General features: G+C 54.1%; 19 protein-coding genes. 12 read left to right on the top strand and 7 right to left on the bottom strand.

Translation table 11 applies throughout. The features are described 5' to 3' along the window. Positions 1-61: 61 nt before the first annotated feature. The 4 genes from LA337_16685 to iadA all read left to right on the top strand — a co-directional run bounded on the left by LA337_16685 (position 62) and on the right by iadA (position 3,590). Complete coding sequence (locus LA337_16685; GenBank protein UBI14803.1) at positions 62-1,126, top strand: AI-2E family transporter; 1,065 nt, start codon at positions 62-64, stop codon at positions 1,124-1,126. Positions 1,127-1,292: 166 nt separating this feature from the next. Next, positions 1,293-1,952, top strand: a complete 660-nt coding sequence (locus tag LA337_16680; protein ID UBI14802.1) for a hypothetical protein — start codon at positions 1,293-1,295, stop codon at positions 1,950-1,952. Position 1,953: 1 nt separating this feature from the next. After that, positions 1,954-2,415 carry a YjiG family protein gene (locus LA337_16675; GenBank protein UBI14801.1) on the top strand — a complete coding sequence of 154 codons (462 nt, stop codon included), beginning with the start codon at positions 1,954-1,956 and terminating at the stop codon, positions 2,413-2,415. An 11-nt stretch (positions 2,416-2,426) separates the two neighbouring features. Then, positions 2,427-3,590: a beta-aspartyl-peptidase gene (gene iadA / locus LA337_16670; protein ID UBI14800.1), complete on the top strand. Its 1,164-nt coding sequence runs from the start codon at positions 2,427-2,429 to the stop codon at positions 3,588-3,590. A 116-nt stretch (positions 3,591-3,706) separates the two neighbouring features. Here iadA and bcp read toward each other — a convergent pair whose 3' ends face one another. Together bcp and LA337_16660 are read right to left on the bottom strand one after the other, a co-directional pair. Then, positions 3,707-4,177 (bottom strand): thioredoxin-dependent thiol peroxidase, encoded by a 471-nt coding sequence (gene bcp / locus LA337_16665; protein UBI14799.1) that lies wholly within the window; start codon positions 4,175-4,177, stop codon positions 3,707-3,709. After that, a complete protein-coding gene (locus LA337_16660; protein UBI14798.1) occupies positions 4,177-4,749 on the bottom strand; it encodes a glycine cleavage system transcriptional repressor in 573 nt (190 codons plus the stop codon). Before LA337_16660 ends, bcp begins: the two co-directional genes overlap by 1 nt. A gap of 145 nt (positions 4,750-4,894) precedes the next feature. Between LA337_16660 and dapA the strand changes: the two genes are divergently transcribed. The 6 genes from dapA (at position 4,895) to ypfH (ending at position 11,448) form a co-directional block, all read left to right on the top strand. Further along, positions 4,895-5,773 (top strand): 4-hydroxy-tetrahydrodipicolinate synthase, encoded by an 879-nt coding sequence (dapA, locus tag LA337_16655; protein ID UBI14797.1) that lies wholly within the window; start codon positions 4,895-4,897, stop codon positions 5,771-5,773. A 16-nt stretch (positions 5,774-5,789) separates the two neighbouring features. Beyond that, on the top strand, positions 5,790-6,824 hold the full coding sequence (gene bamC, locus LA337_16650; protein UBI14796.1) for an outer membrane protein assembly factor BamC: 1,035 nt from the start codon (positions 5,790-5,792) through the stop codon (positions 6,822-6,824). A 111-nt stretch (positions 6,825-6,935) separates the two neighbouring features. Beyond that, entirely contained in the window at positions 6,936-7,649 is a 714-nt protein-coding gene (locus tag LA337_16645; protein UBI14795.1) for a phosphoribosylaminoimidazolesuccinocarboxamide synthase, read from the top strand. 129 nt (positions 7,650-7,778) lie between these two features. Beyond that, on the top strand, positions 7,779-8,645 hold the full coding sequence (locus LA337_16640) for a neutral zinc metallopeptidase (GenBank protein ID UBI14794.1): 867 nt from the start codon (positions 7,779-7,781) through the stop codon (positions 8,643-8,645). A gap of 15 nt (positions 8,646-8,660) precedes the next feature. Beyond that, the gene (locus LA337_16635) at positions 8,661-10,676 is read left to right on the top strand and encodes a tRNA(Met) cytidine acetyltransferase TmcA (GenBank protein UBI14793.1); all 2,016 of its coding nucleotides are present in this window, start codon (positions 8,661-8,663) and stop codon (positions 10,674-10,676) included. 73 nt (positions 10,677-10,749) lie between these two features. Continuing rightward, entirely contained in the window at positions 10,750-11,448 is a 699-nt protein-coding gene (gene ypfH / locus LA337_16630; protein UBI14792.1) for an esterase, read from the top strand. Positions 11,449-11,540: 92 nt separating this feature from the next. Here ypfH and LA337_16625 read toward each other — a convergent pair whose 3' ends face one another. Genes LA337_16625 through LA337_16615 form a run of 3 tightly spaced genes read right to left on the bottom strand, consistent with a single transcriptional unit; the run spans position 11,541 to position 13,256 of the window. Further along, on the bottom strand, positions 11,541-11,741 hold the full coding sequence (locus tag LA337_16625; GenBank protein UBI14791.1) for a YpfN family protein: 201 nt from the start codon (positions 11,739-11,741) through the stop codon (positions 11,541-11,543). Between the two features lie 27 nt (positions 11,742-11,768). Further along, on the bottom strand, positions 11,769-12,896 hold the full coding sequence (gene dapE, locus LA337_16620) for a succinyl-diaminopimelate desuccinylase (GenBank protein ID UBI14790.1): 1,128 nt from the start codon (positions 12,894-12,896) through the stop codon (positions 11,769-11,771). Positions 12,897-12,899: 3 nt separating this feature from the next. Beyond that, a complete protein-coding gene (locus LA337_16615) occupies positions 12,900-13,256 on the bottom strand; it encodes an ArsC family reductase (protein UBI14789.1) in 357 nt (118 codons plus the stop codon). Between the two features lie 387 nt (positions 13,257-13,643). Between LA337_16615 and ypfM the strand changes: the two genes are divergently transcribed. Continuing rightward, positions 13,644-13,703, top strand: coding sequence for a protein YpfM (gene ypfM / locus LA337_16610; GenBank protein UBI18495.1), 60 nt, complete (start codon positions 13,644-13,646; stop codon positions 13,701-13,703). Positions 13,704-13,778: 75 nt separating this feature from the next. On the opposite strand, the gene acrD is transcribed toward ypfM, so the two are convergent. Then, positions 13,779-16,892: a multidrug efflux RND transporter permease AcrD gene (gene acrD / locus LA337_16605; GenBank protein UBI14788.1), complete on the bottom strand. Its 3,114-nt coding sequence runs from the start codon at positions 16,890-16,892 to the stop codon at positions 13,779-13,781. A gap of 184 nt (positions 16,893-17,076) precedes the next feature. After that, complete coding sequence (gene narQ, locus LA337_16600; GenBank protein UBI14787.1) at positions 17,077-18,774, bottom strand: nitrate/nitrite two-component system sensor histidine kinase NarQ; 1,698 nt, start codon at positions 18,772-18,774, stop codon at positions 17,077-17,079. Positions 18,775-19,034: 260 nt separating this feature from the next. Here narQ and aegA point away from each other — a divergent pair, with 260 nt between their 5' ends. Next, positions 19,035-21,014, top strand: coding sequence for a formate-dependent uric acid utilization protein AegA (gene aegA, locus LA337_16595; GenBank protein ID UBI14786.1), 1,980 nt, complete (start codon positions 19,035-19,037; stop codon positions 21,012-21,014). The last annotated feature ends 98 nt before the right edge of the window (positions 21,015-21,112 follow it).

Genomic DNA, 21,112 nt, shown 5'->3' with positions numbered 1-21,112 from the left:
TTGTGACATTTCGATACAATTCGGGATCGCAATCCCGCTATTGGGTTCATGGAAGGGTTTTATGCTCGAAATGTTGATGCAATGGTATCGCCGCCGCTTTAGCGACCCCGAAGCCATCGCCTTGCTGATTATTCTGGTTGCTGGTTTTGGCATCCTGTTCTTCTTTAGCGGTCTTCTGGCGCCGCTGTTGGTCGCCATTGTGCTGGCTTACCTGCTTGAATGGCCGACCGTACGGCTGGAACATATAGGTTGTTCACGGCGTTGGGCAACATCGATCGTGCTGGTGGTGTTTGTCGGTATTTTGCTGCTGATGGCGTTTGTGGTGATGCCCGTTGCATGGCAGCAGGGGATCTACCTGATCCGCGATATGCCCGGCATGCTCAATAAATTGTCTGATTTTGCCGCCACCTTGCCACGACGTTATCCGGCGCTGATGGATGCGGGCATTATTGATGCGATGGCGGAGAATATGCGCTCGCGAATGCTCACCATGGGTGATTCGGTGGTGAAATATTCGCTGGCCTCACTGGTCGGTTTGCTGACGCTGGCGGTTTACCTGGTTCTCGTCCCATTGATGGTGTTCTTTCTGATCAAAGATAAAGGACAGATGCTGAACGCCGTGCGCCGGGTGCTGCCGCGTAATCGCGGGCTGGCGGGGCAGGTATGGAAAGAGATGAATCAGCAAATCACCAACTATATTCGCGGAAAGGTGCTGGAAATGGTGGTGGTCGGCGTGGCGACCTGGCTAGGCTTTCTGCTGTTTGGTCTCAACTATTCGCTGCTACTGGCGGTGCTGGTAGGGTTCTCTGTGCTGATCCCGTATATCGGCGCTTTTGTCGTGACGATTCCGGTAGTCGGTGTGGCGCTGTTCCAGTTTGGCCTTGGCACCGAGTTCTGGAGCTGTTTTGCCGTGTACCTGATTATCCAGGCGTTAGACGGGAATCTGTTGGTGCCGGTGCTGTTCTCCGAGGCGGTAAATCTGCATCCGCTGGTGATTATTCTGTCGGTGGTGATCTTCGGCGGCCTGTGGGGATTCTGGGGCGTATTCTTTGCGATTCCTCTGGCAACGTTAATCAAAGCGGTAATGCATGCCTGGCCGGATGGTCAGGCCGTTGATGAACCCTAATCCGCATGCTCCGGCGATGCAATGTCGCCGGAGCTAAACTTGTCGGACCTCTATCCACACTTTCTGAATATTCTCCTCGACTGTCGTTTTTCTCCACATTTGTCTTTAACTTGACCTGCGTGATGTCTTTTAGTCACACAAGGAATAAGGCCAACTGGAGAACAAAATGGGTCACAACACACACACGCAGCAAAAGGTGGGATGGGGCGGTTATCTCGCTTTTTTTATTACGATTATTCTTTTTTCCGGCATGTTTGCGAAAAGTACCGAATGGTGGCGGGTCTTTGACTTCACCGTCCTCAACGGCGCATTTGGGCAGATTAATGCGGCGGGCGACACGGCAGTCTCTTTTCGCGGCGCGGGCGGTATGGGCGCCAAAGATGGCTTCTTATTCGCGCTTGAGCTGGCGCCTTCCGTCATTCTTTCGCTCGGGATAATTTCCGTCACTGAAGGGCTGGGAGGTTTACGTGCGGCGCAACAGCTGATGACGCCTGTCTTGCACCCGTTACTCGGTATTCCAGGGATTTGTTCGCTGGCGTTGATTGCGAATTTGCAAAATACCGATGCCGCGGCCGGGATGACCAAAGAAATGGCGGAAGAGGGCATTATCACTGAACAGGAACGTGCCATTTTTGCCTGCTGGCAAACCAGCGGCAGCGCGTGTATTACCAACTATTTTTCCTCTGGCGCTGCGCTGTTTACGGTGGTTACCGTTCCGGTAATTACGCCGCTTGCGGTGATCCTTGTCTTCAAATTTGTGGGTGCGAACCTGCTGCGTTTGTGGATTGCGCAGCTGGAAAATCGCCGTATGCAGCAGGAGGCGTGAGATGACAACGCAGGTACGTAAAAACGTCATGGATATGTTTATCGATGGCGCACGGCGCGGATTTACTATTGCAACGACCAGCCTGTTGCCTAACGTGGTGATGGCGTTTGTAATTATTCAGGCGCTGAAGGTGACGGGGCTGCTCGAGATTGTCGGGCGGGTATGTGAGCCGGTTATGGCGCTGTGGGGCTTGCCGGGGGAATCTGCCACCGTGCTGCTGGCGGCGGTGATGAGTATGGGAGGCGGCGTCGGCGTTTGCGCCAGCCTGGTTGTCGCCGGTACGCTTTCGGGACATGATGCCACGGTATTGTTACCGGCTATCTACCTGATGGGCAATCCGGTGCAAAATGTGGGACGCTGTCTGGGGACCGCGGGGGTTCATCCCCGTTACTACCCGCTGATTATTGCGGTATGCGTAATTAATGCGCTGCTCTCTATTTGGGTTATGCAGGTTATTGCCTGACAAGGAAGGTTATGAACTGTTCCATTCTTAATTTGACGTTGTTCCAGCAGGGACACGTGTACGCGCCGGAAGATTTAGGGCGCCAGGACATACTGGTGTCCGGCAGCAAAATTGTTGCCATCGCGCCGTTGATTTCCCCTGAAGATTTTCCCGGCTGCACGTGCATCAATCTTGACGGCGCGATTGTGTGTCCGGGGTTTATCGATCAACACGTCCATCTGATTGGCGGCGGTGGAGAAGCGGGGCCGCACACCCGCACGCCGGAAGTGCGCTTGTCGCGGCTGGTTGAAGCTGGCGTCACCTCGGTGGTGGGATTACTGGGTACTGATGGTATTACCCGTCACCCGGAATCGCTGCTGGCGAAAACCCGCGCGCTGGAATTTGAAGGCATTAGCGCGTGGATGCTGACCGGGGCGTATTCTCTACCTTCCCCGACTATTACCGGCAGCATCGATCGCGACGTGGCGCTGATCGATAAAATTATTGGCGTGAAATGTGCGGTTTCGGACCACCGTTCTTCCGCTCCGGATTCTTCGGCGCTGGCAAACATGGCGGCGCAAGCTCGCGTGGGTGGATTGTTAGGACGAAAACCGGGAATCAGCGTCTTCCATATGGGCGACAGCCCGCGCATGCTGGAGCCGTTGTACCAGATCCTCGACTGTTGCGATGTGCCGATTACCAAACTGCTGCCGACCCACGTTAATCGTGCACAACCGTTGTTCCAGGCGGCGTTGGAGTATGCCCGCAAAGGCGGTTATATCGACATTACCAGCAGTATTGATGAGCCCGTCGACCCGGCCACGGCAATCGCCACGGCGCTTAGCCAGAACGTGCCGCTGTCGCGTATTACGCTGAGCTCAGACGGCAACGGCAGCCAGCCGGAATTTGATGAGTACGGTAACCTCACCGGCATCGGTGTCGCAGGGTTTGAATCGCTGGCAGAAACGGTGCGCCAGTTGGTGAAAGTTCATGCCATACCGCTGGAGCAGGCGCTGTGTCCGCTGACGCGTACGGTCGCAGAGTTTTTGGGACTGGAGCATAAGGGGCGTCTGGCGGTGGGATGTGATGCAGACATTCTGGTGCTCAACGACGCGCTGGAGGTTCATCACCTGTGGGCGAAGGGAAAAGCCTTGGTCAGGGAGAAAAAAGCCTGCGTAAAAGGGACGTTTGAATAAACGAGGTTGATGCCGGATAGCGGCGTAAATGCCTTATCCGGCCTGCGGGGTTGCGGGGAAACAGGCCTGATAAGACGCGTAGCGTCGCCATCAGGCTTTATCCGGCAAAACGTAAATCAAGCGTTCTCTTTCAGCCAGTTCATTACCACATCGTGGTGGTTACTGGTTTTGAAGTCATCAAACACATGCTCAATTTTCCCTTCAGCATCAATCAGGAAGCTGATGCGGTGGATGCCATCGTAGGTTTTGCCCATAAACGATTTCTCACCCCAGACGCCGAACTGCTCGCAAACCTGATGATCTTCGTCAGACAGAAGCGTGAAGTTCAGCACTTCTTTCTCTGCGAATCGGGAAAGCTTCTCTGGTTTATCGGTGCTGATTCCCAGCACTTCAACACCTGCTTTTTTTAACTCATCCATGTTATCGCGCAGGCCGCAGGCCTGAACGGTACAGCCGGGTGTCATGGCTTTTGGGTAAAAATAAACCAGAACACGCTGTCCCTGGAAGTCGGTTAAATTTACTTGTTCTCCGTCTTGATCCGGCAAGCTAAATTTCGGTGCGATATCACCGGCTTTCAGTGGGTTCATTACTTAACTCCATCCTGTTCATCATGCTGTGAGTAATTGACGACGTTAATACTGCCTTGCGCATTGAGTTCTGTACAGAGTGCTTTAAACGCATCTTCAATATTTGCCGCATCATGTGACGCAGGACTATGTGCGGTGATTTGAATAAACAGCTGTGCCGCCTTTCCGTTCTCAGCCGGTTGCGTGCGTGACACCAGTTCCGCAATATTCATTTGGTGGCTGTCAAACAGGGCGGTAAAGCGTTCAATCAAATGTGGAGAATCAGGGACATCGACTTGAACCCATACCGTCGCGGGCATCGCCGGACGGGGGCGCGCGGTCGTGCGCTTCATCACGATCAGTAAATCCAGCTCTGCACCTTTCAATGGTAAGGTTGATTCAATCAGGGTGATGGCATTCCAGGTGCCCGACAGCAACATGATAAACGTGAACTCGTCACCCAGCATGGCCAACCGGCTGTCTTCGATATTACAGCCGCAACTGCTGACATGACGCGTGATGGTGTTCACAATTCCTGGGCGGTCAGCACCCAGCGCAGTAATGACCAGATAGTGTTGCGATGACGATGTCAAACCTGTTCTTCCTTTGAGCGGTGAGGTAATCATAAGGAAAGCATAAAAAAAACATGCATACAACAATCAGAACGGCTCTGGTCGCTTGCTTTTATTGTCGTACCAAACGTACCATTGAGACACTTGTTTGCACAGAGGATGGCCCATGTTCACGGGAAGTATTGTCGCGCTTGTTACGCCGATGGATGAGAAAGGTAAAGTCTGCCGGTCGAGCCTGAAAAAACTGATTGATTATCATGTCGCCAGCGGCACCTCGGCGATCGTTTCGGTTGGCACCACCGGTGAGTCTGCCACCCTGAGTCATGATGAGCATGGCGATGTGGTGATGATGACCCTGGAGTTGGCCGACGGGCGTATTCCGGTAATAGCCGGAACCGGCGCCAATGCGACCGCGGAAGCCATTAGTCTGACGCAGCGTTTCAACGACAGTGGTGTTGTCGGCTGCCTGACGGTGACGCCTTACTACAACCGCCCAACCCAGGAAGGTTTGTTCCAGCATTTCAAAGCCATCGCTGAACATACTGACCTGCCGCAAATTCTGTATAATGTGCCGTCCCGTACCGGCTGCGATATGCTGCCGGAAACCGTTGGTCGCCTGGCGAAAGTAAAAAATATTATCGCTATTAAAGAGGCCACGGGGAACTTAAGTCGCGTTCACCAGATCAAAGAGCTGGTTTCAGACGACTTCATTCTGCTCAGCGGTGATGACGCAACCGGACTGGATTTTATGCAGCTCGGTGGTCATGGCGTGATTTCCGTAACGTCTAACGTTGCGGCGCGTGACATGGCTGAAATGTGCAAACTGGCGGCAGCCGGGCACTTTGCCGAGGCGCGGGTGATTAACCAACGTCTGATGCCGTTACACAACAAACTATTTGTCGAACCCAATCCTATCCCAGTGAAATGGGCGTGTAAGGAGTTGGGACTTGTGGCGACCGATACGCTACGTCTGCCGATGACGCCAATCACGGACAATGCTCGTGAAATCGTCAAAGCGGCGCTTAAGCATGCCGGTTTGCTGTAAAGTTTAGGGAGATTTGATGGCTTACTCAGTACAAAAGTCGCGCCTGGCCAAGGTTGCGGGTGTTTCGCTTGTTATGTTGCTCGCGGCCTGTAGTTCTGACTCGCGTTATAAGCGCCAGGTGAGCGGTGATGAATCCTATCTGGAGGCCGCACCGCTTGCTGAGCTTCACGCTCCAGCCGGAATGATTCTGCCGGTTATGTCGGGTGACTATAACATCCCGGTAACCAACGGCAGCGGTGCCGTGGGTAAAGCGCTGGACATTCGCCCACCGGCTCAGCCGTTAGCACTGGTCACCGGCGCTCGCACTCAGATCGCGGGTGATACGTCGACGTTGCTGGTGGAAAATGGTCGTGGCAACACGTTGTGGCCACAGGTCGTTAGCGTCATTCAGTCTAAAAACTACACGATCACCAAACGTGATGATGCCAGTCAGACTTTGACCACCGATTGGGTTAACTGGAACCGTCTGGATGAAGACGAGCAGTACCGTGGACGTTATCAAATCTCGGTTAAACCGCAGGGCTATCAGCAAGCGGTAACGGTGAAACTGATTAACCTCGAGCAGGCGGGTAAACCCGTAGCCGATGCGGCATCAATGCAGCGTTACAGCGCTGAGATGATGAACGTTATCTCTGCCGGTCTGGATAAGAACGCCACCGACGCCGCGAATGCCGCGCAAAACCGCTCGGCAGCCACTATGGATGTTCAGAGCGCCGCCGATGACACCGGTTTACCGATGCTGGTGGTACGTGGACCGTTCAACGTGGTATGGCAGCGTCTGCCGGCAGCGCTTGAGAAAGTGGGGATGAAAGTGACCGACAGCACCCGCTCTCAGGGCAGCATCGCCGTCACCTACAAACCACTGTCCGATAGCAACTGGCAGGAGTTGGGCGCAAGCGATCCGGGTCTGGTATCCGGCGACTACAAACTGCAGGTCGGTGATTTAGACAACCGCAGTAGTTTGCAGTTTATCGATCCGAAGGGGCATACCCTGACGCAAAGCCAGAACGACGCGCTGGTCGCCGTCTTCCAGGCCGCGTTCAGTAAGTAAAAATAAAGGGCTGGATAACTCCAGCCCTTTTTTTCTGATATGATACGCAAACGTGTGCGTCGGCAGAAAAACGCAATATTTATCGTTAATTCACACCCAGGAGTAATAAAGATGCAAAAGCAAGCTGAGTTGTATCGTGGTAAAGCGAAGACCGTATACAGCACGGAAAACCCGGACCTGTTGGTGCTCGAATTCCGCAATGATACGTCAGCAGGGGATGGCGCGCGCATTGAACAGTTTGACCGTAAAGGCATGGTGAACAACAAGTTCAACCATTTCATTATGACTAAACTGCAAGAAGCGGGCATTCCTACCCAGATGGAGCGACTGCTTTCCGATACCGAATGTCTGGTGAAAAAACTGGAGATGGTACCGGTTGAATGTGTGGTACGTAACCGCGCGGCAGGCTCACTGGTTAAGCGTTTAGGCGTTGAGGAAGGTATTGAACTGAATCCGCCGCTGTTTGATCTGTTCCTGAAAAACGATGCTATGCACGATCCAATGATTAACGATTCCTATTGCGAAACTTTTGGTTGGGTGAGCAAAGAGAATCTGGCGCGTATGAAAGAGCTGACCTACAAAGCCAACGACGTGCTAAAAAAGATGTTTGATGATGCGGGTCTGATTCTGGTCGACTTCAAACTTGAGTTCGGTTTGTATAAAGGTGAAGTGGTTCTGGGCGATGAGTTTTCACCGGACGGCAGTCGTCTGTGGGACAAAGAAACGCTGGATAAAATGGACAAAGATCGCTTCCGACAGAGCCTGGGCGGGTTGATCGAAGCCTATGAAGCCGTCGCGCATCGTCTGGGTGTGAAGTTAGACTAATCCTCCCTCTGAGCCGGCGATCGCTCTCCGGCTCATCAATCCCGCTGATTTTGATTACTGTTTCTTATGGTAATCCTGTTCCGAACCGCCTACGATCATCATCATAATGAATAAAAAGTTGAGGTGATTATGCGCTGGCAAGGGCGTCGTGAAAGTGACAATGTGGAAGACAGACGAAACAGCTCCGGCGGTGGCCCCTCTATGGGCGGCCCTGGTTTTCGTTTGCCCAGTGGTAAAGGCGGCATCATCCTGCTAATCGTGGTGCTTGTCGCAGGTTATTATGGCGTGGATCTCACCGGATTAATGACCGGTCAGCCTGTTTCCCAACAGCAATCATCACACTCCATCAGCCCAAATGATGATGAAGCAGCGAAATTTACCTCGGTAATTTTGGCCACCACGGAAGATACCTGGGGACAGCAGTTTGAAAAAATGGGGCGGACCTACCAACAACCGAAGCTGGTGATGTATCGCGGAGCAACGCGAACCGGCTGCGGCGCGGGCCAGTCCGTGATGGGACCGTTTTATTGCCCGGCAGATGGCACGGTATATATCGACCTCTCATTCTATGATGACATGAAAAACAAACTGGGCGCCGATGGTGATTTTGCTCAGGGTTATGTTATCGCCCATGAAGTGGGTCACCATGTGCAGAAACTGCTGGGTATTGAACCGAAAGTTCGCCAGATGCAGCAGAATGCCTCACAGGCTGAGGTAAATCGTCTTTCCGTGCGTATGGAACTGCAGGCGGACTGCTTTGCCGGCGTCTGGGGCCACAGTATGCAGCAGCAGGGCGTGCTGGAGTCCGGTGATCTGGAAGAAGCGCTGAACGCCGCTCAGGCCATTGGCGACGATCGCCTGCAGCAGCAGGGACAAGGACGCGTTGTGCCGGACAGCTTTACCCATGGTACTTCCGAGCAGCGTTTTACCTGGTTCAAACGCGGTTTTGACAGCGGCGATCCGGGACAATGTAATACTTTTGGTAAAGGCATTTAAGATACAGAGGCAGGGATGTCTGATATCACGGCGCTGAGCGCGTTAACCGAACAGATGAGCTGCGAAGGGATCCGTCGTCTGCTGATTATCAGCGGCGAAGGGAACTGGTGTCGGGAGCGGGCATTAGCGCTACGCAACATGTTACCCGGCGACTGGCTATGGGTAGGGGCGCAAGCCCCTGCTGAGCCGAACTGCACGCCGCAGGCGCTGCAAACATTACTCGGGCGCGAGTTCCGTCATGCGGTTTTTGACGCAGGGCAGGGATTTGACGCTGCGGCATTTGCCGCCTTAAGCGGAACGCTGATTGCCGGAAGCTGGCTGGTTTTGCTGACTCCACCCTGGCATAGCTGGCAGACCTATCCGGACGCGGATTCACTGCGCTGGAGCGACTGCCCACACCCGATTCCAACGCCGCATTTTGTTGAACACGTCAAACGGGTGATTTCCCGTGATGGACAGGCTTTGCACTGGCAGCAGCATCAGCCTGCTTCATATCCCCGCTTTCCTGCTCGCCCCGACTGGCACGCGGCAACCGGTGAACCTCAGCCTGAACAGGCGCTGATTTTAGCGCAGTTGCTGGCTATGCCTTCTGGCGTGGCTGCCGTGACGGCCGCGCGTGGTCGGGGTAAATCCGCGCTGGCGGGGCAACTGATTGCACGTATCAACGGGACAGCGATTGTTACCGCGCCTGCCAAAGCGGCAACCGATGTGCTGGCGCAATTTGCCGCAGAGCGTTACCGCTTCATGGCCCCGGATGCGCTGTTAAGCAGTTCTGCAACCGCAGACTGGCTGATTGTAGATGAAGCCGCCGCGATCCCCGCGCCGCTGCTGCACCAACTGGTGGCGCGTTTTCCTCGTACACTGTTAACCACCACCGTTCAGGGCTACGAGGGGACTGGCAGAGGCTTCTTGCTGAAATTCTGCGCCCGCTTCCCCACTCTTCGACGCTATGAGTTGCATCAACCCGTACGCTGGGCGCAGGGATGTCCGCTGGAACAAATCGTCAGCGATGCGCTGGTGTTTGATGATGAATCGTTCACGCATACCCCATTGGGGGATTTGCACTTCTCGGCGTTTGAGCAACGCGCCTGGCATACAAACCCGGCGCTGCCGTTAGCGGTATATCAACTGCTTTCCGGAGCGCATTATCGCACCTCGCCACTGGACCTGCGGCGGATGATGGATGCGCCGGGGCAGCATTTCCTTCACGCTTCGGCTGCTGACTCGGTGGCGGGAGCCGTCTGGCTGGTCGATGAGGGGGGATTAACCGCAGAATTAAGCCAGGCCGTCTGGGCCGGATATCGCCGACCACGAGGCAATCTGGTTGCACAGTCACTGGCGGCGCATGGCGGTGACCCGTTGGCGGCGACGCTTGTCGGGCGACGGGTTAGCCGAATTGCGGTTCACCCCGCGCGCCAGCGAGAAGGTATCGGACAGCAGTTGATTATGCAGGCCCTGCGTTATTCCATGCAGTGTGATTATCTGTCCGTCAGCTTCGGTTATACGGCTGAACTATGGCGTTTCTGGCAACGCTGCGGTTTTGTGTTGGTACGGATGGGCAATCATCGGGAAGCCAGCAGCGGCTGTTACACCGCTATGGCGATACTTCCCATCAGCGAAGCGGGTAAACGCCTTGCCCGGCGGGAACACCAGCGCCTGCGCAGGGATGCGAAAATCCTTGCGCAGTGGAATGGAGAGCACATTCCGCTGACCCCGCTGAAAGAGGCTACGCTTAATGAGGATGACTGGGCTGAGCTGGCTGGGTTTGCCTTCGCGCATCGACCATTGCTGACATCGCTGGGCTGTCTGACTCGTCTGCTTGAGCACAGCGAACTGCCTCTTCCGGCGCTTCGCGGGCGTTTACAGGCTAAACACAGCGACGCCGAATTATGCCAACGGCTGAAGATCTCAGGTCGCAAAGCGCTGCTGGCGGTTCAGCGCGCTGAGGCCGCGCAGGCCTTAAAACAGCTGGACGCTGAACGTGAACAGCGGCTACATAATCGCATTATGCAATGGCAATTTTTTCACTAACTTCTTCAATTTCCTGGCATGGTCATTGCGGTTAAGCGGCGTAGAATGATTCTCATCAGTTAAGGAGATCGCCATGAAACATGACCATTTTGTTGTTCAAAGTCCCGATAAACCCGCTCAACAGCTATTGTTGCTGTTTCATGGCGTTGGCGATAACCCGGTTGCCATGGGGGAAATTGGCTCCTGGTTTGCGCCGCTGTTTCCGGATGCGCTAATCGTTAGCATTGGCGGGGCAGAGCCTTACGGTACAACTTCTGGACGTCAGTGGTTTTCGGTGCAGGGCGTAACGGAAGAGAACCGTCAGGCGCGTATTGACGCGATTATGCCGGTGTTTATCGAAACAGTGCGTTACTGGCAGAAGCAAAGCGGCGTTTCACCGCAGGCTACCGCGCTGATTGGTTTTTCTCAGGGTTCTATTATGTCGCTTGAGAGCATCAAAGCCGAGCCGGGGCTGGCGTCGCGGGTCATTGCCTTCAATGGTCGCTATGCCACTTTACCGGAGACGGCAACCACTGCGACTACGGTGCACTTGATTCACGGCGGTGAAGACCGGGTGATTGAGTTATCTCACGCCGTTGCCGCGCAGGAGGCGTTAATTCGCGCCGGTGGGGATGTGACGCTGGATATCGTTGAAAATCTGGGGCACGCCATTGATGAACGCAGCATGCAGTTTGCGCTCGATCATTTGCGTTTTACCGTACCGAAGCACTACTTTGATGAAGCGCTGAGCGGTGGTAAGCCTCACGATGATGATGTGATTGAGATGATTTAACCTGTAGGCCGGATAAGGCGAAGCCGCCATCCGGCATGACAGTCAGTGATAGTGCCGGATAGCAATGTGATATGTGTTATCCGGCCTACAAATTATTTCTTCGGTTGATCCTTATTCGGCCAATCGTCGTCGTCATCCCATTTATCGTTAAAGTCACGATGCGGGGGAAGTTCCGGCTTATTCGCAAGAAATTTCTTGTGGTCGACGCGCTTGAGATCTTTAATCACGTTCAGCAGTACGCCTACCAAAAACACCAACACCAGAATCCACCAGTACTTTGCCAGCCAATCCATGCTCATTTCCTCTTACAGGAACACTCATCAGGCGACGAGTTGTTCCATGATACGTTGATACATTCGGGCAAGCAGCTGCAGGTCGGCGGCATTAACACATTCATTAATTTTATGAATAGTGGCGTTGACCGGCCCAAGTTCTACTACCTGCGCCCCCATGCGAGCAATAAAACGCCCGTCGGACGTCCCGCCTGTAGTCAGTAACTGCGGTTTAATCTCATTATAGTGCTCAATGGCGTTCACCACCGCATCAACCAGTTTACCGCGTTCTGTCAGGAAAGGCTGACCGGAAAGCCACCAGTCGACGGTATAACGGAGCTGATGTTTCTCCAACAGCGCGTGAACCCGTGCTTTAATCATCTCATCGGTCAGCTCAGTGCTGAAACGGAAGTTGAACTGGATAAACAGTTCGCCGGGGATAACGTTGTTGCTGCCGGTACCTGCCTGAATATTGGCAATCTGCATACTGGTCGCCGGGAAGAATTCGTTACCCTGATCCCACTCAATCGCCACCAGTTCGTTGAGCATTGGCGCCGCGCGGTGTACCGGGTTATCGGCCAGATGCGGATAGGCTACGTGGCCCTGCACACCGTGAATGGTCAGGTTGCAGGTCAGTGAACCACGACGTCCATTTTTCACCACGTCGCCAACGATCTCCGTACTGGACGGCTCGCCAACCAGACAATAATCCAGTCGCTCATTACGCGCCATCAGCGCTTCAACTACCTTCACGGTGCCGTTTTTAGCGCTGGCTTCCTCGTCGGACGTTATCAAAAACGCCAGACGACCCTGATGGTTTGGATGCTGGGCAACAAAACGCTCTGCGGCCACGACCATCGCCGCCAGCGAACCTTTCATATCCGCTGCGCCACGCCCGAACAACATGCCATCGCGAATGGTCGGTTCGAACGGGGGGTTAATCCAACGATCAACATCGCCGGCAGGCACTACGTCAGTGTGACCGGCAAATGCCAGAGTCTCACCTTTACCGCGCCATGCCCAAAAATTCTGTGTGTCACCAAAATCCATACGCTCAACGGTAAAACCTACCGCGCGCAGGCGTTCAATCATTAACGCCTGGCACCCGGCATCATCCGGGCTCAGGGAAGGACGGCGAATAAGCTGCTGTGTCAGCTCAATAACCGGGCACGACATAGACTACACCTCATTAAAAAACAGAGTATAACTGGATTCACTGAAACCAAGCAGCATAGGCTTACCCGGCGCGCAGAGCAATGGGCGTTTGATAATTGCTGGCATTTCAATCATCAACGCGGCGGCAGAGGAGGCATCTGTGATTTGACTGCGTGTAGCTTCATCCAGTTTACGCCAGGTGGTTCCACGCGTATTGAGCAATGGCTCCCAGCCTAATTCGTTAATAAAAGAGTGCAATAGCGCATTGTCCAGGCCGTCGACGCGATAATCATGAAAGCGGTATTCGACCCCATTGTCTTCGAGCCAGCGTCTGGCCTTTTTAATCGTGTCGCAATTCTTAATGCCGTAGAGGGTAATCATTTGAATCCTTATTGACATAAATTGAATATTTATTCTCGTATTCTATAACTATGAATAATACATATTGTCATCGAATCGTTATAGAAAAATATAACATTGTTGTTGAATGGTGAATAATGATTCCTGAAAGTTCCAAAACTCGCGGGAAACTGAAAATCAGAATTTGCCTGTTTGCATCAGCCTGTTTTTCCATCAGAATTGACAAAGTAGTAGATGATGTATGAATATTTCAAAATATTGCAGTAAGTCACATAAAATTTATGGGTTTAGCGCATAGTGATTACATATACCCCAGCACTGGAGGAAGTAATCACAACCATCGGTTAAATTGCCTTCTTTTAAAGATGATGATTTCGTAGAATGCCCATAATAATAAGAGAGGTTGTTATGATTGAACGTGAACTGGGGAACTGGAAAGACTTTATCGAAGTGATGCTTCGTAAATAATTTTCTGGAAGAAATTCATATCCTGCAAAGGATAAAAAAAGGCGACTCAACGTAAGTCGCCTTTTTTGTGTCCGATTATTCTGGGCGTGGCTTCAACGGGAAGCGTCTGCGCACCAGCACAAAGAACAGAGGAACGAAGTAAATCGCCAGGATAGTGGCTGAAATCATCCCGCCCATTACGCCCGTCCCCACCGCATGTTGACCACCGGAACCTGCGCCACTGCTGATGGTCATCGGCAGCACCCCAAAGATAAACGCCAGCGACGTCATCAGAATTGGTCGTAAGCGTTGGCGACAGGCATGCAGGGTGGCGTCGAGCAAGTCGTGTCCTTTCTCGTTCATTTCATTGGCGAATTCAACAATCAATATCGCGTTCTTCGCCGAAAGGCCGATAACGGTGAGTAACCCGACCTGGAAGTACACGTCGTTTTCCAGGCCACGCATCCAGGTGGCGAGCAGCGCGCCAATGACCCCCAGCGGCACCACCAGCATGACGGAGAAGGGAACCGACCAGCTTTCGTACAGAGCCGCCAGACACAGGAATACCACCAACAGAGAAATGGCGTACAGGGCGGGAGCCTGAGAACCCGACAGCCGTTCCTGATAGGACATCGCAGTCCATTCGAGGCCGAATCCGGTCGGCAACTGGCGCACCAGCGATTCCATTATGTCCATTGCCGTACCGGTACTGACGCCCGGCGCGGCTTCGCCGACAATCTCGACGGCAGAGTAGCCGTTATAGCGTTCCAGACGCGGTGAACCCGTTTCCCAGCGCGACGTGGCAAAGGCCGAGAAAGGCACCATGCCGCCGCTATTGTTGCGGACATACCACAGGTTGATGTCGTCCGGAAGCATGCGATATTTTGCCGCCGCCTGCACGTAAACCTTCTTCACGCGCCCCCGGTCCATAAAGTCATTGACGTAGCTGGAGCCCCAGGCCGTTTGCAATGTGTCGTTGATATCATCAATGGAAACGCCCAGTGCCTGGGCTTTGCGCTGATCGATATCAATTTGCAACTGCGGGCTGTCGTCCAGACCATTATGACGAACGCGGGTCAGGGAGGCGTCTTTCCCGGCCAGTTCGATAAGCTTGTCTCGCGCGGCCATTAACGCATCATGGCCCGCACCGGCGTGATCCTGCAGCTCCATATCGAAACCGGCAGAGCTTCCGAGGCCGCTGATAGCTGGAGGGCTGCTGGCGAAGACGCGGGCTTCTTTAATCTTGTTAAAGGCTTTGGTCGCACGTTCAATGATGGCGAAAGAGGTTCCGGTCGTGGTGTCGCGCTCATCCCAGTCTTTTAAGCGGACAAACATACGCGCCACGTTTTGACCGTTCCCGCCAGGGCCGGAGCCGACCGTGGAAAAGACTGACGTAATGTTGTCTTTCTCATGGGTGAAGTAATACTTCTCCACCTCCTCAACCACTTTCAATGTTTGTTGCTGCGTGGAGCCGCTGGGCAACTGCACCGAGGTTGTAAACATGCCGCGGTCTTCCAGGGGCAGGAAGGAGGTTGGCAGGCGCAGAAACAGGAAAACCATACCGCCAAGCAGCAGGCCGTAGATCAGTATCCAGCGCAGGCTGCGGTGCAGGACCCTGGCGACGCCTTTTTCATAGCGTTCGGCGTTGCGATTAAACATGCGGTTAAACCAGCCAAAGAAACCGGTTTGCCCGTGATGTTCGCCCTTATGCAGCGGTTTGAGCAGGGTGGCGCACAGGGCAGGGGTGAGGATCATCGCCACCAGAACAGACAGCACCATCGCGGAGACGATGGTTATCGAGAACTGGCGGTAAATAGCCCCGGTGGTGCCGCCGAAGAAGGCCATTGGGATAAACACCGCCGACAGTACCATCGCGATACCGACCAGCGCGCCCTGGATTTGACCCATCGATTTCCGCGTCGCTTCCCGCGGCGAAAGGCCTTCCTCGCTCATTATACGCTCGACGTTTTCCACCACCACAATGGCGTCATCGACCAGCAGACCGATCGCCAGCACCATTGCAAACATCGTCAGGGTGTTAACGCTGTAGCCAAAGGCGTAGAGCACCGAGAAGGTGCCCATCAGGACCACGGGAACGGCGATGGTAGGAATCAGCGTGGCGCGGAAGTTTTGCAGGAACAGGTACATCACGAGGAATACCAGCGCGATCGCTTCCAGCAGCGTTTTCACCACGTCGATAATTGAGGCTTTGACAAAGGAGGTGGTTTCATACGCTACCTTGTATTCCAGCCCGTGCGGAAAATACTGCGAAAGCTCGTTCAGGCGGTCGATAACCAGCTCCGCCGTTGCCATTTCATTAGCGCCGGAGGCCAGTTTTACCCCCAGACCGGAAGCCGGGTTGCCGTTAAAGCGGCTGAGGTAGTCATACTTTTCCGCGCCCATTTCGACCGTCGCCACATCGCCCAGTTTAACTTCTGAGCCATCCTGGTTGACGCGTAGCGTAATCGCGCGGAATTCATCCGGAGTCTGCAGCAACGACTGGGCGTTGATTGTTGCATTTAGCGCCTGCTTGTCCACCGAAGGTGTACCGCCAAGCTGTCCGACGGCAATCTGCGCATTCTGTGACTCGATGGCATCGGTCACATCTTTGGCGGTCATCTGGAAGCTGTTAAGTTTGGCCGGGTCGAGCCAGATACGCATGGAGTATTGTGAACCGTAGGCGTCGATATCCCCCACGCCGTTTATACGACTGAGCGGGTCCTGAATATTACTCGCGACGTAATCAGCGATGTCCTGCTTATCCATTGAGCCATCGGTGGAGACGAAGGCGATGGTCAGAATATTGGTGTCCCCGGTCTTACGCACCGTGACCCCCTGATCCTGTACCGCCTGCGGAAGCTTACGCATTGCCGACTGTAGCTGGTTTTGCACCTGCTGGACGGCCTCGTCAGGATCGGTTCCGGCGACGAAGCTCAGCGTAACCGATGCCTGGCCTGTCCCACTGCTCTGCGACGACATATACATCAGGTTATCGAGACCGGTCATGTTCTGCTCGATAACCTGGGTGACGGTGTTTTCCAGCGTTTGTGCGGATGCGCCAGGGTAGTTCGCGGTTATCCGCACGTTTGGCGGCGCCAGATCGGGATATTGCTCAACGGGCAGCGAAAAAATAGCCAGGGCTCCTGTCAGGCACAACAGGATAGCTAACACCCAGGCAAAAATGGGGCGATCGATGAAAAAATTCGCCATTAAAAGGGGACCTCGTGTTTCTGCGTATCGTTATGGGTATGACTTGCTTCACTTTAGCGGCAAGGTACGGGTCAAACGTGGAGAAAAAAAGAAGATAATGTAAATTATCATGCCCGTTTACAGCATACCTTTTGTGCCAACGCCGTCAGGCCTGGATCCAGCCCCGACGGCACTTTGCGGTTCTTTACGTTAGTTCACCGTCGGATTCTGCCGAACGAAAACTGATACTCACCAGCGTACCCCCTCCGGAGGGTTGAGAGAAGGTCAGCGTGCCGCTCAGCCTTTCCGCCCGCTCGCGCATAATATTTAACCCATAGTGCCCCGTAGGCTCATGCGGCTCGCCAATGCCGATGCCGTTATCGCGGATATAAACCGTATGATTACCATCGGGTGCTGTTACGCAACTGACGGCAATTTCGGTTGCGTTGGCATGCTTAATCGCGTTCAACACCGCTTCACGGACGATCTGCAGCAGATGCACCTGCATTTGCGCGTCCAGCGCCAGCGTCGGTAATCGGCAATCCAGCGTCAGTTTAGCCGAGGTCTGATTTTGCAGCGTTTCCAGCATTTCATGCAGGGCGGAGGGAAGATCGGCCTGCTGTAAAGTCAGGCGGAAGGTGGTGAGCAGTTCGCGCAACTGGCGGTAGGCATCGTTCAGCGCCTGGGAGAAATCCGCCATAATGCTTTGCGCCGGGGCGTTATCTTCCGGGATCGAGCGCTTCAACAGCGTGAGCTGAATACGTAAATAAGAGAGCACCTGCGCCAGCGAGTCGTGCAGCTCGCGTGCAATCGTCGCCCGCTCCTCCATTAACAACAACTGCTGGAAATGTTTTTGCGCCTGGTTGAAGTACAACCCGCGTCCCAGCATTGAGGAGACGCTGTTGAGCAGCGGAGTGGAAGCGTTGACGTTGGGACTTTGCCAGTGCAGTTCCCCGTAAACGGTTTCCTGCATGGTGACCGGCAGGATCTGCATTGGTAACTCGGGACTTTTAGTCCCTTCGCTTATCCGCCAGTTATCGCCGACGGTGAGTTCCAGGAAATACGCGGCGTCATGCTCGCGGACAATCTGTAAAATATGGCGGAAACAGTGTACGTCAATCTGACTGGTATTTAATGCCTGGGAACACTGATACAACACCTCCAGACGGCGGTTGGCTTCGTGGAGATCGTGGGTCTTCTCAGCGACCGAAGCTTCCAGCGAGCGGTACAGTTTGTGTAATTCACTCGACATCTGGCTGAAGGTTTTACCCAGCAATCCAAGTTCGTTGGGCAAACCGGTATCCAGCGGCGGGATATCAAACTGCCCGTGTTCGATGTGCTGGCTGGCCATCACCAGCTTATTCAGCGGACGCACCACCTGCTGGCGAATTCGCCGCAAAGTAAAGAAGACGAGGGTGAATATGCCGATCCCGCCCGCCAGTGAAATTCCAAAAACCAGCATCACTTTGCGTTCGGCATAATGCTGCAGCGCCAGCACGAAGAGATCGATTTGATCGACGTAGTTGTTGATGTTGGCCTGGTACCATTTTAAATCGCCATCAATCAGACGGGCGTTCATTTCCAGCCAGTTAGCATGCAGACGTCCATAGCGGATTTTTACCGCTTGTGGCACATACCACGCGTTCAGGTTCTGAAGCGCCGGTGAGTTTAGCGCCTGCTGAAAAAGCTGGCGGTGAGCGTTGAGCTGTGGGCTTTGGCTTTGTAGATCGTAACCCAGACGATAACTTTGCATGCGCAATGAGCCAGCAACGTTGATGGCTTCGGCATCGCGCAAGCTGCTGGTCAGCGTGAGCAACGCAATACCCGTTGAGAGAATCGACAACAGCACGATGTAGAAAAAAGCTTTAGCCAGACTGGCCGAGACCGGACGCTTTACCGTCACTTGTGCATCCTCACACAATACACGTCGCGCCTTAAAACAGCCTGAACGATGCGGTGTATTTGATAAATGTTAATAAAACGCCATGAAACTGGATGGTAACTGAAACACAATTTCATATGCGATGAAATAAATTGATCTGCCACAGGTTCTGGATAAATAGTTGTGCTTCCTGGGCAAATGAACATTGCCGCTTCCTTCCGTGTCGGTTAATAACACTCTTATAAAGAATAAGGTTTTTGCAACCAAAAAAGAAGGAAGCCATGAATCGTTTTATTATGGTCAATAGCCAGCAGTGCCTGGGATGCCATGCCTGTGAGGTCGCCTGCGTCATGGCTCACAACGACGAGCAGCATGTCCTGAGCCAGAGGCATTTCCAGCCCCGAATTACCGTCATTAAACATCAGCAGCAGCGTAGCGCAGTGACCTGTCACCACTGTGAAGATGCGCCCTGCGCCAGAAGTTGCCCGAACGGGGCAATCAGCCATGATAACGACAGCGTGCAGGTGAATCCGCAAAAGTGCATTGGCTGTAAATCATGCGTTGTAGCCTGTCCTTTCGGCACGATGCAGATCGTACTCACTCCCGTAGCCAAAGGGAAGGTGAAAGCCACCGCGCACAAATGTGATTTGTGTCAGGGACGCGAACAGGGACCTGCCTGCGTCGAGAACTGTCCGGCACAGGCGTTACAGCTGGTGACGGAAAATTCGCTTACCGGCCTGTCAAAAGCGCGCAGGCTGCGTACCGCCAGTCTGGAAAGCCAGCCATGGCATGCCAGCGCTACCGATTTTGTTCCACATGTCATCACCAAACGTGAGCAAATGCAGGCGACGCCTGCGCGGGGCGAGCCGGATAAGCTGGCGATTGAGGCCCGTAAAACCAGCTTTGAAGAGATCTATTTGCCGTTTCGTACGGCGCAGGCGGAACGGGAAGCATCCCGCTGCCTGAAATGCGGCGACCACAGTATTTGCGAATGGACCTGCCCACTGCATAACCATATTCCTCAGTGGATTGAACTGGTCAAAGCCGGGAACATCGATGCGGCGGTTGAGCTTTCTCACCAGACTAACTGCCTGCCGGAAGTGACCGGGCGCGTGTGTCCACAGGACCGGCTTTGCGAAGGAGCATGCACGGTACGTAGCGAACAGGGCGCGGTGACTATCGGTAATATTGAGCGTTACATCTCCGATCGTGCCCTGAGCAAAGGATGGCGACCGGACTTAAGCCACGTGCAGAAAGTGGACAAGCGGGTTGCTATCATCGGCGCAGGCCCGGCGGGTCTGGCCTGCGCCGATGTGCTGGCGCGCAGCGGTATCAGCGCCACCGTGTACGATCGCCATCCTGAAATCGGCGGTTTGCTGACGTTCGGCATTCCGGCCTTCAAGCTGGACAAATCGCTGCTGGCGCGCCGCCGTGAAATCTTCAGCGCCATGGGTATTCATTTCGAACTGAACTGTGAAGTAGGTAAGGATGTCGCGCTTGAAACGCTGCTGGAGGATTACGATGCCGTGTTCGTGGGCGTAGGAACCTATCGTTCCATGAAGGCGGATCTGCCGAATGAAGACGCGTCTGGCGTATATGATGCGCTGCCGTTCCTGATCGCCAACACTAAGCAGGTGATGGGGCTGGATGAACTGCCCGAAGAACCGTTTATCGATACTGCCGGACTGAACGTGGTGGTACTGGGCGGAGGCGATACGGCAATGGACTGCGTGCGTACCGCATTGCGCCATGGCGCAAGCCAGGTGACCTGCGCCTATCGTCGTGATGAAGCCAATATGCCCGGTTCGAAAAAAGAGGTGAAGAACGCTCGGGAAGAAGGAGCAAACTTCGAGTTTAACGTCCAGCCGGTTGAGCTGGTGTTGCATGCCGATGGGCGAGTCAGCGGCGTGCGTTTTTTACGTACACAGCTTGGCGAGCCGGATGCGCAGGGCCGCCGACGCCCGGTTCCCATCGCCGGGAGTGAGTTTGTCATGCCCGCAGATGCGGTGATCATGGCGTTTGGCTTTCACCCGCACGGCATGCCGTGGCTGGAGGCGCATGGCGTTAAGGTCGATCACTGGGGGCGCATTGCTGCCGATGTTGAAAGCGCATACCGATATCAAACCAGTAATCCGAAAATCTTTGCCGGTGGCGACGCGGTACGCGGTGCGGACCTGGTGGTGACGGCCATGGCGGAAGGACGGCATGCTGCCCAGGGGATAGTCGACTGGCTGGGCGTAAAATCAGTCAAATCTCATTAATCGGCGAGTAGGCCGGATAAAACGCGTTAGCGTTGCCATCCGGCAATGTGCCGCATGCATGCCTGATGGCGCTTTGCTTATCAGGCCTACATTGTTCC

The sequence above is a fragment of the Citrobacter europaeus genome (genome assembly GCA_020099315.1).
GTDB classification, from domain to species: Bacteria; Pseudomonadota; Gammaproteobacteria; order Enterobacterales; family Enterobacteriaceae; genus Citrobacter; species Citrobacter europaeus.
The sequence above is the reverse complement of the archived record's forward strand: the minus strand, read 5'-3'. Positions and strand labels throughout refer to the sequence as shown.

Coding starts and splice junctions, on each gene's coding strand:
- LA337_16680 (UBI14802.1), top strand. CDS start 1,293: ATGGGTCACAACACACACACGCAGCAAAAGGTGGGATGGGGCGGTTAT.
- dapE (UBI14790.1), bottom strand. CDS start 12,896: ATGTCGTGCCCGGTTATTGAGCTGACACAGCAGCTTATTCGCCGTCCT.
- iadA (UBI14800.1), top strand. CDS start 2,427: ATGAACTGTTCCATTCTTAATTTGACGTTGTTCCAGCAGGGACACGTG.
- bamC (UBI14796.1), top strand. CDS start 5,790: ATGGCTTACTCAGTACAAAAGTCGCGCCTGGCCAAGGTTGCGGGTGTT.
- LA337_16615 (UBI14789.1), bottom strand. CDS start 13,256: ATGATTACCCTCTACGGCATTAAGAATTGCGACACGATTAAAAAGGCC.
- bcp (UBI14799.1), bottom strand. CDS start 4,177: ATGAACCCACTGAAAGCCGGTGATATCGCACCGAAATTTAGCTTGCCG.
- LA337_16625 (UBI14791.1), bottom strand. CDS start 11,741: ATGGATTGGCTGGCAAAGTACTGGTGGATTCTGGTGTTGGTGTTTTTG.
- LA337_16645 (UBI14795.1), top strand. CDS start 6,936: ATGCAAAAGCAAGCTGAGTTGTATCGTGGTAAAGCGAAGACCGTATAC.
- ypfH (UBI14792.1), top strand. CDS start 10,750: ATGAAACATGACCATTTTGTTGTTCAAAGTCCCGATAAACCCGCTCAA.
- aegA (UBI14786.1), top strand. CDS start 19,035: ATGAATCGTTTTATTATGGTCAATAGCCAGCAGTGCCTGGGATGCCAT.
- dapA (UBI14797.1), top strand. CDS start 4,895: ATGTTCACGGGAAGTATTGTCGCGCTTGTTACGCCGATGGATGAGAAA.
- acrD (UBI14788.1), bottom strand. CDS start 16,892: ATGGCGAATTTTTTCATCGATCGCCCCATTTTTGCCTGGGTGTTAGCT.
- LA337_16685 (UBI14803.1), top strand. CDS start 62: ATGCTCGAAATGTTGATGCAATGGTATCGCCGCCGCTTTAGCGACCCC.
- LA337_16640 (UBI14794.1), top strand. CDS start 7,779: ATGCGCTGGCAAGGGCGTCGTGAAAGTGACAATGTGGAAGACAGACGA.
- LA337_16675 (UBI14801.1), top strand. CDS start 1,954: ATGACAACGCAGGTACGTAAAAACGTCATGGATATGTTTATCGATGGC.
- LA337_16635 (UBI14793.1), top strand. CDS start 8,661: ATGTCTGATATCACGGCGCTGAGCGCGTTAACCGAACAGATGAGCTGC.